General features: G+C 57.0%; 11 protein-coding genes and 3 tRNA genes. 4 read left to right on the plus strand and 10 right to left on the minus strand.

Going from position 1 to position 12,507, the window contains the following annotated elements:
- Positions 1 to 8: 8 nt before the first annotated feature.
- From H522_RS0102940 to gltX, 7 genes are all read right to left on the minus strand, one after another.
- Positions 9 to 632, minus strand: a complete 624-nt coding sequence (locus tag H522_RS0102940; RefSeq protein WP_026961164.1) for a succinate dehydrogenase cytochrome b558 subunit — start codon at positions 630 to 632, stop codon at positions 9 to 11.
- A gap of 179 nt (positions 633 to 811) precedes the next feature.
- Positions 812 to 2,608 carry an excinuclease ABC subunit UvrC gene (gene uvrC / locus H522_RS0102945; RefSeq protein ID WP_026961165.1) on the minus strand — a complete coding sequence of 599 codons (1,797 nt, stop codon included), beginning with the start codon at positions 2,606 to 2,608 and terminating at the stop codon, positions 812 to 814.
- Positions 2,605 to 4,104: a hypothetical protein gene (locus tag H522_RS0102950; RefSeq protein ID WP_026961166.1), complete on the minus strand. Its 1,500-nt coding sequence runs from the start codon at positions 4,102 to 4,104 to the stop codon at positions 2,605 to 2,607. The genes uvrC and H522_RS0102950 overlap by 4 nt, the downstream gene beginning before the upstream one ends.
- Positions 4,105 to 4,214: 110 nt before the next feature.
- Positions 4,215 to 4,290: transfer RNA gene (locus H522_RS0102955), tRNA-Lys, on the minus strand.
- A 3-nt stretch (positions 4,291 to 4,293) separates the two neighbouring features.
- Positions 4,294 to 4,368, minus strand: a tRNA-Glu gene (locus H522_RS0102960).
- 2 nt (positions 4,369 to 4,370) lie between these two features.
- A tRNA-Gln gene (locus H522_RS0102965) sits at positions 4,371 to 4,444 on the minus strand.
- Positions 4,445 to 4,661: 217 nt separating this feature from the next.
- Complete coding sequence (gene gltX / locus H522_RS0102970; protein ID WP_035452327.1) at positions 4,662 to 6,137, minus strand: glutamate--tRNA ligase; 1,476 nt, start codon at positions 6,135 to 6,137, stop codon at positions 4,662 to 4,664.
- A gap of 97 nt (positions 6,138 to 6,234) precedes the next feature.
- Between gltX and H522_RS17240 the strand changes: the two genes are divergently transcribed.
- Together H522_RS17240 and lgt are read left to right on the plus strand one after the other, a co-directional pair.
- Positions 6,235 to 6,576 (plus strand): hypothetical protein, encoded by a 342-nt coding sequence (locus H522_RS17240; RefSeq protein ID WP_035452329.1) that lies wholly within the window; start codon positions 6,235 to 6,237, stop codon positions 6,574 to 6,576.
- Between the two features lie 132 nt (positions 6,577 to 6,708).
- Complete coding sequence (gene lgt / locus H522_RS0102980; RefSeq protein ID WP_026961168.1) at positions 6,709 to 7,512, plus strand: prolipoprotein diacylglyceryl transferase; 804 nt, start codon at positions 6,709 to 6,711, stop codon at positions 7,510 to 7,512.
- 160 nt (positions 7,513 to 7,672) lie between these two features.
- Here lgt and hisC read toward each other — a convergent pair whose 3' ends face one another.
- Complete coding sequence (gene hisC / locus H522_RS0102985) at positions 7,673 to 8,776, minus strand: histidinol-phosphate transaminase (RefSeq protein WP_026961169.1); 1,104 nt, start codon at positions 8,774 to 8,776, stop codon at positions 7,673 to 7,675.
- 147 nt (positions 8,777 to 8,923) lie between these two features.
- On the opposite strand from hisC, the gene ilvA reads away from it, so the two are divergent.
- On the plus strand, positions 8,924 to 10,162 hold the full coding sequence (gene ilvA / locus H522_RS0102990) for a threonine ammonia-lyase (RefSeq protein ID WP_035452332.1): 1,239 nt from the start codon (positions 8,924 to 8,926) through the stop codon (positions 10,160 to 10,162).
- Positions 10,163 to 10,260: 98 nt separating this feature from the next.
- Here ilvA and cax read toward each other — a convergent pair whose 3' ends face one another.
- A complete protein-coding gene (gene cax, locus H522_RS0102995; protein ID WP_026961171.1) occupies positions 10,261 to 11,322 on the minus strand; it encodes a calcium/proton exchanger in 1,062 nt (353 codons plus the stop codon).
- Positions 11,323 to 11,489: 167 nt separating this feature from the next.
- Between cax and H522_RS0103000 the strand changes: the two genes are divergently transcribed.
- A complete protein-coding gene (locus tag H522_RS0103000; RefSeq protein ID WP_026961172.1) occupies positions 11,490 to 11,981 on the plus strand; it encodes an inorganic diphosphatase in 492 nt (163 codons plus the stop codon).
- A gap of 143 nt (positions 11,982 to 12,124) precedes the next feature.
- On the opposite strand, the gene H522_RS0103005 is transcribed toward H522_RS0103000, so the two are convergent.
- Positions 12,125 to 12,406 (minus strand): hypothetical protein, encoded by a 282-nt coding sequence (locus H522_RS0103005; protein WP_026961173.1) that lies wholly within the window; start codon positions 12,404 to 12,406, stop codon positions 12,125 to 12,127.
- Between the last annotated feature and the right edge of the window lie 101 nt (positions 12,407 to 12,507).

Raw genomic sequence — 12,507 nt, forward strand, 5'->3', positions numbered from 1 at the left:
CCTTCAGCCTACGCGGTTTGTGTCGTGAACGCAATCAAAGCATCAACACCGACCGCAGCAAGCACGATGAAAACCACGAAAAACACGTAGGCCGATACCCTCTGGGCACGTTGACCAACCGTAATCCCCCAGTGGATACAGAAAGACCAGAGTCCGTTTGAGAAGTGGAATGTCGCCGCCACGACACCGATGACCATAAACCAAAAATACGCTGGGTTATTGGTCAGCAGGTCATGCACCATCTGGAACGTCGGCGCCTTGCCCGAAAACCGGGTTGTCCACAGATGGAAGATGATGAACACAAACGTGATGACACCGGTGATTCGCTGCAATACGAACATCACGTTGCGGCCCCAAGAGTACTGACCTGCGTTATATCCCGACGTAAATGCGACGTAGAGACCAAACACGCCGTGGTACACCAGCGGCAAGAAGATGAAGATGAACTCAATGAAATGCAGAAACGGAATGTGCTGAATCGTGTACACCGCACTGTTGAACGTCTCCGGCCCCGATGTAGCCATGGAGTTCGTGAACAGGTGTTCCAATAGGAACAGTCCAACCGGAATGACACCTGCGAGCGTATGTAGGCGACGCAGTATGAACTCTGTGTGGGCGTTGGTAGTAGCCACGCCTGTGCCTCCCTTCAGTTGCCGGCCCGTGACGGCGCCGTTTCACGGGCCTGTCTTTCCACCTGCCGGAACATACCCATACATATGTAAGGGCAGTCGTAGCACGACTGCCTGCCCGGTTGTGGCGACGGTCCACTGCGACGGTCCACTGCAAATTGTACTGGTTACGACATACAGCGTCAAGAAACGCCGTCTTTCGTACTCTCTGCCCCGGCAAGATGCTCTTGTATCCGACGCGCTAATTTTTCTCCAATCCCGATTTCGCGAAACGAGGATACGTCCGCTTCTAAAATCCCTTTCAGAGAGCCGAAGTGCTGCAGCAAACGCCGCCTGCGCTGCGGGCCAATCCCTGGCACCTCGTCGAGACGGGAAGCCAATCCAGACTTTTTCCGCTGCTGCCGGTGGAACGTGATCGCAAACCGATGGACCTCATCTTGGATGCGCTCCAACAAGTAAAACGCACTCGAATGACGGTCCATAGGCACCGGTTCCTCCTCATCCCGAAAGAACAATTGGCTTGTTCGGTGGTGATTGTCCTTGGCCAGTCCGACGACGGGCAATTCCAAGTCCAGTTCGTTTTCTAACACATCCAGAGCTGCGCGCAGCTGCCCCTTGCCCCCGTCAATGACAATCAGGTCGGGCAGGGGAAGTTTCTCCTTGAGCACGCGTGTATAACGCCGACGAATGACCTCCCGCATCGACTCGTAATCGTCCGGGCCGTGCACCGTTCGAATCTTGTACTTGCGGTACTCGCTGCGCGCCGGCCTGCCATCGAGAAACACCACCATAGCGGCGACCGCATCCGTGCCTTGGATGTTCGAATTGTCAAAGGCCTCGATGCGGCGCGGCTCCGGGATCCCCAACTTTTCCCCTAAGGCCACTACGGCACCCAACGTCCGATCCATATCCTTTTCCAGCAACTTGAGTCTTTCCAGCAGGGCCAGGCGGGCGTTTTCGCAGGCGAGATCGACCAACTGTCGCTTTTGTCCACGCTGCGGGTGAAGACAGCGCGTACCCAGCCATTCGCTCAAGACTTCGCTATGGGTCCCCTGCGGCAACAAGACTTCCTTCGGGATGTCCGCCTGCTCGTAGTAAAACTGCTCCACATAGGACATGAAGTCGTTAGCTGGATCGCCGTAGTGCTTAAGGATGTTGACAGACCGCTCAATCAGCTTGCCGGATCGGACATAGAAGACCTGCACACAGAGCAACCCTTTTTCTGCATAATAGCCAAACACGTCCCTGTCGGTCTGATCGAGCACGGACACCTTCTGCGGCTCCATGACCCTGTCAATGTGCGCAATTAAGTCACGCAACTCGGCCGCCCGTTCAAAGTTCAGTTGCTCCGCCTCGCGCTCCATCCGCTGCCTCAGTTCTTCCTGAACAGCCTTATGCCCCCCACTCAAAAAACGGGCGATCTCGCCCGTTAACTGCTCATACGTCCCAGGCTCCACCGGGTACTCGCAGGGTCCCAAACACTGACCGATGTGATAGTACAGGCATACCTTCGGTTTGAGACGCTTGCACTTGCGCAGCGGATATAACCGCTCCAACAAGCGTTTCGTCTCTGTCGCCGAAGTGGCGTTCGGATACGGTCCGAAATACTTGGCTTTATCGTTTTTCACGCGCCGCACAATCTCCAGGCGCGGGTGTTGTTCGTGCGTAATTTTGATATACGGATACGCCTTATCGTCCCGCAGCATGATGTTGTACTGGGGAGAATACTGTTTAATCAGGTTACACTCCAAGACGAGCGCCTCGACCACGCTGTCCGTGACAATGTACTCAAAGTCGGCGATGTTGGCAACCATATGCTGCGTTTTTCGGTCATGAGAACCGGTGAAATAAGACCGGACCCGATTCCGCAGCACCTTGGCTTTGCCGACGTAGATGACTCTCCCGGAGCTATCTTTCATGAGATAGACTCCCGGTTTGTCGGGCAACAACTGAAGCTTATCGCGAATTTGGACGTTCATTTCACCTCAGCCACCACAAGTTGACGAATGTTTCCTACGTCTTGCAACCAGATCAGGTTATCCCCGCTGACCTGAAAATCCAGGACCGACCCATCGAGGGTTAAGGCCGGGGATTGATCGACATTCGACGTTGAATTTAGCGAACCCATCAAGACCTGCAACCGCTTATCCCCTTGGTGCGCGTCCGGCGTCGTTTCCACCCACCACAGACGGCCATCCTCTCCCTCGAGCGCCCAATGGGGCTGACCATCGGCCGGCGGGCCAGCTAAATCCGAGACCTGCCCGTTCCAATTCAGCAAATTCCACGACGTCTCTCCGGCGGAGCTCGTGTCCGTAGCCTGGCTGATAATCCCCGTCCGCGTTACCACCGGACGATAGAGGGGATGATGAAGTGCCGCAAGCTCTTTCCACAGAACGAGCGCGTGCTGCGGGTGGGCCCCTACAAGATTATACACTTGCACTGGTAAGGCGACGGACGTATCGGCCGTGCCCGTATCGGCGGAACCGACCTCCCCCTCGACCACGACTCGCCCAGCGCCAGAAGCGATGATATATTCATCAGCACCGCTCCCACCCGTCGTCAGCGATTTGACCAAAGCCGATTCCCCGTTTTCCAGAGAGAGAGCGTACAGTTGAACCACAGAACCGTCTGGGCCAGATTCCGTGTCGCGTGGTTGCCACTCGACCGTCGCGATGGCCCAGCGGGTTCCCGCTGGTTGGAACGACCAAGCGTCGACTTTCCAGGCCGACTCGGCAACACCCTTTCCACCCGGAGGCAAGAGACGAATTCGTCCAAACAAGTTCTGTGCGCCATCCAGCGGCCGACCGCTGTCTCGGAAACGGTAGCCGTAAACGTCAATTTCTCGGGTTCCCTTAGCGTCAGTGGTCTGCAACCTTGGGAGAAACAGGGCGTTGTCGTTTGCCGCCGCGTGGTCCAAGGACACTTGCTGGCCCTCCACCGCAAACTGGGCGTGCGTGGCCGTCGGTAGATTAGCGAGAACGGGCGGCAAGGCGCGGGCTTTGTCCGAATTGCCCGCGGCCGCGTGCACTGGATGCAACCAAACACTGCTGAATTCCGCCGCCGCCACGGCCAAAAGTCCAAATAGGCCGGTCAGCCCTAACGCGTAACGAGTCCAGCGAGGCCCCTGCTGTTGCTGCCGAGCCCATTCCGCAATCGCGATCGCTCTCACGCGTTTTTTTGTCTGGCAGAGCAGGGCTTCATACGCCATCTCCGACGGCTTTTCCGCCTTGTCTTGCCGAGCGTCTCCCTTGGGACGTGTTCCGTCCTCTGCCCGCCGGATGAGCCACGCTCGCGGCGCAGCCGTTAACTGTCGATCCCGCCCACGATAGAGGGCCAGAAACGCGTCTTGGTACACCTCAATAAAACGCTCGACGGGTTCTCCGTCTGACTCACAGCAAGCCGCAAACACCGCCTCACCAAAGTCGTCAATCCATCGGTCGACTTGTCGGCGGCATATGTTCAATCGGACGTCCAACGTCTCTCCCCCCGATCACAACCTCTCCCCATGATACCCCAGCACAAATCACCTGTGAGATAAAAATACCCCGAAGCTGAACCAGCCACGGGGTATTTTACACTCAATTATGGTGGGTCATGAAGGACTCGAACCTTCAACCTGCCGATTAAGAGTCGGATGCTCTACCAATTGAGCTAATGACCCGCTTGGTGACCCTACGGGGATTCGAACCCCGATTACCGCCGTGAGAGGGCGGCGTCCTAACCATTAGACGATAGGGCCTTTGGCTGCCGGACTAGGACTCGAACCTAGACTAACTGATCCAGAGTCAGTCGTGCTACCATTACACCATCCGGCATCGTGCCGTTTGTCGTCGTCGCTTTCGTCATCGCCCGTCGACGTTTGTTAGTATACAGGGCGCAAAGGCGCTTGTCAATACGTGATTTTATTTTTCTTTCCCGTTTCTTTCCCGGCTTTCGGGATGCCCGAGGTTGGGGCTTACCACCCTCGGTAACATCCCGACATGATTCAGCCGGTGCGCGTCGGGTCCCCCATCCCCTCCCGACATGGAGACCTTAGGCGTTGTGACGACGAATCCACTCGGCGGCTGTGCGCATGCGGCGTTGACACTCGGGTTTCCCCAAGAGCGCCATCACATCAAACAGGCCAGGTCCCACCGTGACGCCCGTAATCGCCAGGCGGGTGGGATGAATCAACTGACCGCCCTTGATGCCCCAGTCGGCAATCAACTGTCGATAGCAAGCCTCGATTTCCGTCACCCAAAAAGGATGAACGCCTTCCAACGCACGAGCCGCCTGTTCCAAGCGTTCAGCGGTCTCTACATTCGCAAAGTGTTTCTTGACGCCTTTTTCGTCATAAGAAAAATCGGCCACAAAGAAATATGACATGCTCTCAATCAGGTTTGGCAGGCTGCGAGCCCGCGCCTGGACCGCTTGGATGACGGTGCGCACCCAGGACAGCGCCTGCTCGTTCATGTCTGCTTGTACCCAACCACGTTCTAACAGGACGGGCCAGACTTTATTCAACACCACGTCTGGAGACAAGCGGCGCATATACTGCGCATTCATCCACTCGAGCTTCTTTACGTCGTAAATGGCTGCGTGCTTGGTCACACGTCGTAGGTCAAACCGCTTTAGAGCCTCGTCCCGGTCAACCAGTTCCACATCGTCTCCCGGCGCAAACCCCAAAAGCAGCAGATAGTTGACGAGCGCCTCCGGCAAAATCCCCTGCTCCCGGAACTCCTCCACGCTGGTTGCGCCATGGCGTTTGCTCAGCTTGCTCCGGTCGGGGGCCAGAATCATCGGGACGTGGGCAAAAACAGGAACCTCGGCGCCTAGCGCCTGTAGCAAGGCGATGTGCCGAGGGGTGTTCGACAGGTGTTCCTCGGCCCGAATCACATGCGTGATACGCATGGTCATGTCGTCGACACAGCTAGCAAAGTGATAGGTCGGCGTATCATCCGCTTTCCAGACGATAAAATCGTCCAACTCACGGTTCGCAAAGGAAACCGTACCGCGGATTAGATCGTGAACCACCGTCTCGCCCTCGGATGGGGTGCGCAGTCGATAAACGTGCGGATCGCCATTTTGTAAGCGTGCTTGCTGCTCGGCCTTTGACAATTCTCGGCAACGTCCCACGTAGCGCGGAGCCAGGCCCTGTTTCTGCATTTGCTCCCGGTCTTGTGCCAATTGTTCCGGCGAACAGAAACAGGGATAGACCTTATCTTCGGCAATCAATTGATTCAGGTATTGCCGGTACAACGACAACCGTTCCGATTGCCGATAGGGACCGTATGGTCCACCGATATCCGGTCCTTCGTCCCAATCGATGCCGAGCCAGCGGAAACTCTCTAAAATTTGTCGATACGACTCCTCCGTTGAGCGCGCCTTATCCGTATCATCAATGCGCAGTACGAACGACCCGTCATTTTGGCGTGCAAACAGCCAGTTGAAATACGCGGTACGCGCCCCGCCAATATGGAGCGCTCCGGTCGGACTGGGTGCGAATCGCACCCGTACAGTCTTTGTCATGAACATCCTTCCTCGTTTCAAACTTCCCCTGAGTCTTCACCGACTCCCGGGGATAGGGCGACCTTCTCCATGAAACTATAACCACGAGGTGATAGCCATGTCCACTTTCTACGCACCCGATGACTCCTTTGAACGGAATCCCACCCCCCCTGTGGGTGCTACGACCCCTTCCGGCACCTACAATCCCGGACCGGTGGAACCGGCCGATACGGATGTGGTGGAAGCGCGAAAAAACGACCTTCAGCTGGAAGAGTTTCCGGACGGCCCGTATGGCGCAGCCACCCACCCAGACAAACTCGGCAAGTCTTCGCCCTGGCGTCCCGGGCAGCAAACCGTCTCTCATTTAAAAGATCAAAACCCAGTCACCAGTGACCGAAAGGTCGCACGCGAAGAACCGCCGGCCAATGCACCGGAAGGGACGATTGAAAGTGAAAACTAACCGGATACCTTGCGCTCCATGAGGCGTTTCTGTAGTGTGCTATAATGGGGACGCTGGACGGCCAGGTTGAATTTGGCAGCCGTGTCCCCAAGGCCGTGCAGGATTCGGGTGCGCAAGGAGACGTGATTTCACTTGCATCAATACTGGTTTTGGATTGGCAACTTCCCGGTGCGGGCGTACAGCACCATCTTTGCGGCAGCGTTTTTATTCGGACTAGGAGCCGCTTTATACTTTGCAAGCGCCGATGGGCGAGAGGAATACAAACCGCACATTTGGAACCTGGCCCCTTTGCTCTTGATTGCCGGATTGATAGGTTCACGCTTTTGGCAGGTATTCTTTTTCGACTGGAACTATTACTCGCAACACCCGAGCGAGATCATCGCGATTTGGCATGGCGGGCTATCCATTCAGGGCGGCTTTGTCGGGGCGGCGCTTGCCGGGGCTTGGTACATATGGCGTCATCGTCTCAACTTCTGGGTTCTCGCCGACATCTTCGCGCCCGCGCTGCTGCTCGGCCAAAGCATTGGGCGAGACGCCAACCTGATGAACGGCGACGCGTTCGGGGATCCGACGCATCGTGGGTTCGGGCTCTTGTATCCGCATTCCACCCTGGCGTATCAGACCTATGGGAACCAACCGTTGTGGCCGGCTGAAGTCTGGGAAGGCCAAGCCGATATCATCTTGTTCGCGCTGCTGCTCATCCTTAAGCAGCGCCGGTGGCCGCAAGGCTGGTTGTTTGCGTACTACTTGGTGGGATACAATGCGGTCCGATTTTTCCTGGAAATGCTCCGGGGCGACTCGCCGCGCTTCTTGTTTCACTGGGACGCGGCGCAATGGACGGCGGCGCCGCTGGTTGTCATCGGACTCGGTTTGGGTATCTATCTGTATTTCCGAGACCGGCGGCTCCGGTTGACAGACGACGATGTTGTTCAGTGAGCACGCCGGTTTCGTCGAGGACGCCGTAACGTCAAGCAAGGCGATGTCGATCCGCCCCGCCGCAGTAACTTGCAGCCTCGAAAGACATACCGAAAAGCGGTCCCCACTTACGGTGGACCGCTTTTCTATCGTGAAGTTTGCTGTTGTCGGGGCTACGGGTTTATCCCTTTTCAGCCAGCAGTTCCTGCATGGCCGCATGAAACGCCTGATTCTCGGCGTCCGTCCCAAACGTGACGCGAATGTACGCCTCGACACCTGGGAAACCCGCCCGAACAAGGACCCCTTTCGACATTAGGCTGCGCACCGTCTGCATCCCGTCCCCGGTCCGTATTAAGACGAAATTCGCTTCACTGGGTACCATGTCCAGCCCCAGGTCGGCCGCGATAAAGCGATAATATTCACGGCTCTTTTCTGCATGTTCGCGTGAGCGCCGGCGGTGATCCTCGTCTTTGAGCGCGGCGGCCGCAGCCCTCTGCGCCATCCGATTGACGTTGAACGGCTCCCGCACGCGATGCACAAATTCCCACACCTCCGGCTGGGCGAGACCGTAACCCACGCGCAGACCAGCTAACCCGTATAACTTCGAGAACGTATGCAGAATGATGACGCGCGGATCGTTCAACAAGCGCGGATTCTCGCGTACGCGCGCTGGATTTTCCGTGTAATCGTTGTATGCCAGGTCAAACACGACCATGACGTGTTCGGGCAGCGCATCCAGTAGCCATTCCGCCTGTTCGGCCGTGAACAACGTCCCCGTCGGATTATTGGGAGAACAAATATAAACGACCTTGGTCTTCGGTCCGACGGCTTGGTAGATGGCTTCCACATCGTAACTAAAGTCTGCCCGCAATGGAACGCTGACCTGACGCGCGCCCATAATGGCGGCGCCCAACCCGTACTGGGAAAACGATGGCGTAGGTACGACCACTTCATCGTCCGGCTCGAGAAACGTCTCAGCCAACAACTTGATGATATCGTCCGATCCGTTGCCCGCCAGAACCTGCTCTTGCCGAACGCCGTGAAACTCCGCGATGGCCTGACGTAGCCAGCCACTGCCGCCGTCTGGGTACAGATGGAGGATGTTAGCCTCGGCAGCAATCGCCTCGAGAGCCTTCGGCGAAGGTCCTAAAGCATTTTCGTTTGCGTTTAATTTGACGACACGCTGCACACCATACATCCGTTTAATCTCGTCGTCTGTCAAACCTGGTACATACGGCTGGATTCGGTCCAATCCCGGCCGTACGCGGTCAGCAACCTGCAGCATTCCGCCGCCCCCCTCGCCTGGCGGCCTGACTCACCGCCATTGACTCTGCTACAATATAGTTGATTCTATCACACCCGAAAAATTCGCGACAATCCACTGGTGCCCAATGGGCCGCCTGCGGATTCCTGTCGCAAAGGAGCAGTCAGCTTGTCGACCACAGCACAGGGCGCTCACGATGTACCGAATCTCGCCGCAGTGAAGGCGGCGCGCCAACGCCTGTCTGGCGTCATTCAGACCACTCCCGTGGATCTCTCACAGACCTTCTCCGAGATGTGTGGAAACCCCGTGTATTTGAAGATGGAAAACCTGCAGACGACTGGATCGTTCAAACTCCGCGGGGCGTACAACAAAATTGCCCTTTTGTCCGAAGAACAACGGCGTAAAGGCGTCATTGCCGCCTCTGCCGGGAACCACGCGCAAGGCGTGGCCTATGCGGCGCGCGTCCACCAGGTCCCCTGCACGATTGTCATGCCGGAGGCCGCTAGCCTCGCCAAAGTGGCGGCCACCCGCCGCTATGGGGCAGAAGTGGTCTTGGCTGGGGCGTCCTATGATGAGGCGTACGTTCGTGCCTGCGAACTCCAGTCCCTGCGCGGGGCCACGTTTGTCCACGCGTTTGACGATCCGGCCGTAATTGCCGGACAAGGCACGCTTGCCTTGGAGGTCTTGGAGCAAGTGCCGACGGCGAAAGCGATTGTCGTTCCGGTCGGCGGCGGCGGACTGGCGGCCGGCATCGCCATGGCCGCGAAGGCGGTGCGCCCAGACATCCGGGTATTCGGCGTGGAATCGGCCTCCGTCCCAGCCTTTCGTCAATCGATGGATACCGGTCAACGCACGAAAGTCCACGTCCAGCCTACCATCGCAGACGGGATTGCCGTCGCCGAGCCCGGGCGGATCACCTATGAGTTGGTCAAACGGTGGCTGGATGATGTATTTACTGTCGAAGAGGAGCAGATTGCTCGCAGCATGGTGCTGTTGTTGGAACGGTCGAAAATTGTCGCGGAAGGGGCCGCTGCGGCGGCGGTCGCGGCTGTCGCCTATGGGAAAGTGCCGCGCGGCATCGGCGATGTGGTGGTGATTGTCTCCGGTGGCAATGTCGACGTCACGATGCTTTCCCGGATTATCGAACACGGGTTGGTGGAGTCCGGACGGTTCTTACGGCTCTCCGTGACTCTCCCCGACCGCCCCGGTGCCCTACGCGACCTGCTGGACGTGTTCGCAAGTCTTGGCGCCAACGTGTTGACCATCCAGCACCACCGGGTTGGCACACGCATCGCACTCGGCCAGACCGAGGTCGAGATTGATCTCGAAACGCGCGACGCGGGCCACATCGAAGCAATTTTACAGTCGCTGAAGGCACACGGGTATTTACCAAACCAGCTGAGCTAGCCGGAACCGCCTATCCAAGCGGGGGTCAAACCATGCGGGCCGAGCCCTAGCCGATGAACCAGCGGGGGCCAGACAAAGCCGGCCCCGTGCCAAGGCGGTTAAAAACTTGGTAATGAATAGAATCCTACCGCCATAATCACATACGCGGCCAACGCCACGGCCCCTTCCAGCCAGTTCGATTCTCCATCCATCATCAAAATCGCAATAAGAATCGCGCCGGCTCCCATGCAGGCCAGTTCCGGCCACGAGAAAACCAGGTACATGGGATGTCCGAGCAAAAGGCTTGCGCCAAACAGGACCGGCGCCACAAACATGGCCACCTGCAGGCTGCTGCCGACCGCAATTTCCAGCGATAAATCCATTCGATTCTTCCAGGCCATAATGACAGCAGACGCGTGCTCAGCCGCGTTTCCAACAATCGCCACCACGATGACACCGATAAACAACTCGCTCCACCCGAACGAATGACCGACCTCCTTGACCGTCTCCACCAACCACTCGCTCTCAAAGCTGACCAGGATGGTGGTGAGGAACAAGATGATGACCGCTGGCCATAGCCGCCAAGGTTCTTGTTCGTCCGGATCGGCCGCGACCGTGTTAATCGAGGTAAACAAATCGCGATGGGTAATCAAGGAGAAATACAACCCCGCTATGTACAGCACGAACAAGGCGGCGGCGACCACACTCGACAACAGAATGTGCGCCCCGTGCGTACGCGAGACAAAGATTGCCGGTACGATGTAAGCAACTCCAATGGCCGCCACCAGCATGGAGGAATTACTGCGGGCAGCACGAATATTGAACTTCTGTATCGGGTGGCGAATCCCACCAACTAGGAAACTGACGCCGAGTACGAACAAGAGGTTTCCCAAAATCGAACCCGTGATGGACGCTTTGACAAGGTCCAACAGCCCGTCCTTGATGGCGATGACACCGATAATTAATTCCACAGCGTTGCCAAACGTGGCGGATAACAACCCGCCCAGACGAGGGCCGGCGTGTGCGGCGATGGATTCGGTCGACCTTCCCATCACCCCCGCCAACGGGATAATGCTCAGGCAAGATAACAGAAACACCCAGATGGCCGCCGCGTGCATGTAGTGCATGACCGCACTGGCCCCGACAAGAACGGCCGTGACCGGCCAAATCCATTTGTTCAACTTACTGCACCCCTCCGGTTTCCTGACAAGAAGATGGCGGACACGGCGCGGTTTCGTCAACACGCCCCTTGGCCCGTTCCCACGCCGCATACAATCCATTATAATGAATTGGTAAAGAGTTCACAGGATGTCGTGTGACATCCGTGACGCATAGGGAGGTTTACCAGATGGCCAACGAAACATTCAATGTGGATGTATTTATCGAGATCCCCAAAGGAAGCCAGAACAAGTATGAATTTGACAAAGAGGCGGGCGTCTTCCGTCTGGATCGCGTTTTGTATTCTCCAATGTTCTATCCGGCAGACTACGGATACATACAGAACACCCTCGCCGAGGATGGCGATCCGCTCGATGCCCTGGTTCTGGTCAGCAATCCGACATTCCCCGGATGCGTGATTGAAACGCGTGTAGTCGGTGTCTTGCTGATGGCGGACGACAAGGGACAAGACGAAAAATTAATCGGTGTGGCCACCAAAGACCCGCGGTTTGCGCACGTTCAGACCTTGGAAGACATCCCGGCGCATATCTTGAAAGAAATTGCCCACTTCTTCCAGGTCTATAAGGACCTCGAAGGCAAAGAGACACGCATCGACGGCTGGAAAGGGGTCGAAGACGCAGAGCGCATTCTTTCCGAGGCACTCGAGCGGTACGGTAAGTAATTCATCGCGGCTTCACTCGGCCGCTCGCCTTCCCGTAGATACGGTCTGCGAATCCTTGAAATTCGGGAGAGGACGACGGCGTCTCGTCCTCTCCCCGAAGCATCGCTAAACGCAGGTGCGTCCATGCAGCTGAACAACCTCTATCAGGAAAACAATGGGTAGCCACGTTTTTTTAGTCCATGCACAGTCCAGGCTGCGAGCAGGCTGCCAAGCCAGCCCACCAGGAACAACACCCATTCCGGAAATGACATGCGCGCTGCCACGCTCACCAGTACGTAGACGGTAAAGGCCGCATACAGGCAAACAGAGACCCACCAGCGTCGCAATACCATGTTCAAAAACGCGCCGACACCGAACGTGGTGACCATGGCCAGCAACCCTAACAGGAACCAGGCGCCTATGGCAAACGCCGTCCCATTCGTCATGCCCGTCCCCCCACTCGAAATCAAATCGCGGTCTCACCCTATCAACCCTATTGTACCGAGTTTTCGAGCTATATGGTGACCGTGTAACCCGAAGGAGGGCG

Origin of the sequence: Alicyclobacillus herbarius DSM 13609, from assembly GCF_000430585.1 — a bacterium.
Classification (GTDB): Bacteria; Bacillota; Bacilli; order Alicyclobacillales; family Alicyclobacillaceae; genus Alicyclobacillus_G; species Alicyclobacillus_G herbarius.

Coding starts and splice junctions, on each gene's coding strand:
- H522_RS0103000 (WP_026961172.1), top strand. CDS start 11,490: ATGGCCAACGAAACATTCAATGTGGATGTATTTATCGAGATCCCCAAA.
- H522_RS0103005 (WP_026961173.1), bottom strand. CDS start 12,406: ATGACGAATGGGACGGCGTTTGCCATAGGCGCCTGGTTCCTGTTAGGG.
- gltX (WP_035452327.1), bottom strand. CDS start 6,137: ATGACAAAGACTGTACGGGTGCGATTCGCACCCAGTCCGACCGGAGCG.
- hisC (WP_026961169.1), bottom strand. CDS start 8,776: ATGCTGCAGGTTGCTGACCGCGTACGGCCGGGATTGGACCGAATCCAG.
- uvrC (WP_026961165.1), bottom strand. CDS start 2,608: ATGAACGTCCAAATTCGCGATAAGCTTCAGTTGTTGCCCGACAAACCG.
- H522_RS17240 (WP_035452329.1), top strand. CDS start 6,235: ATGTCCACTTTCTACGCACCCGATGACTCCTTTGAACGGAATCCCACC.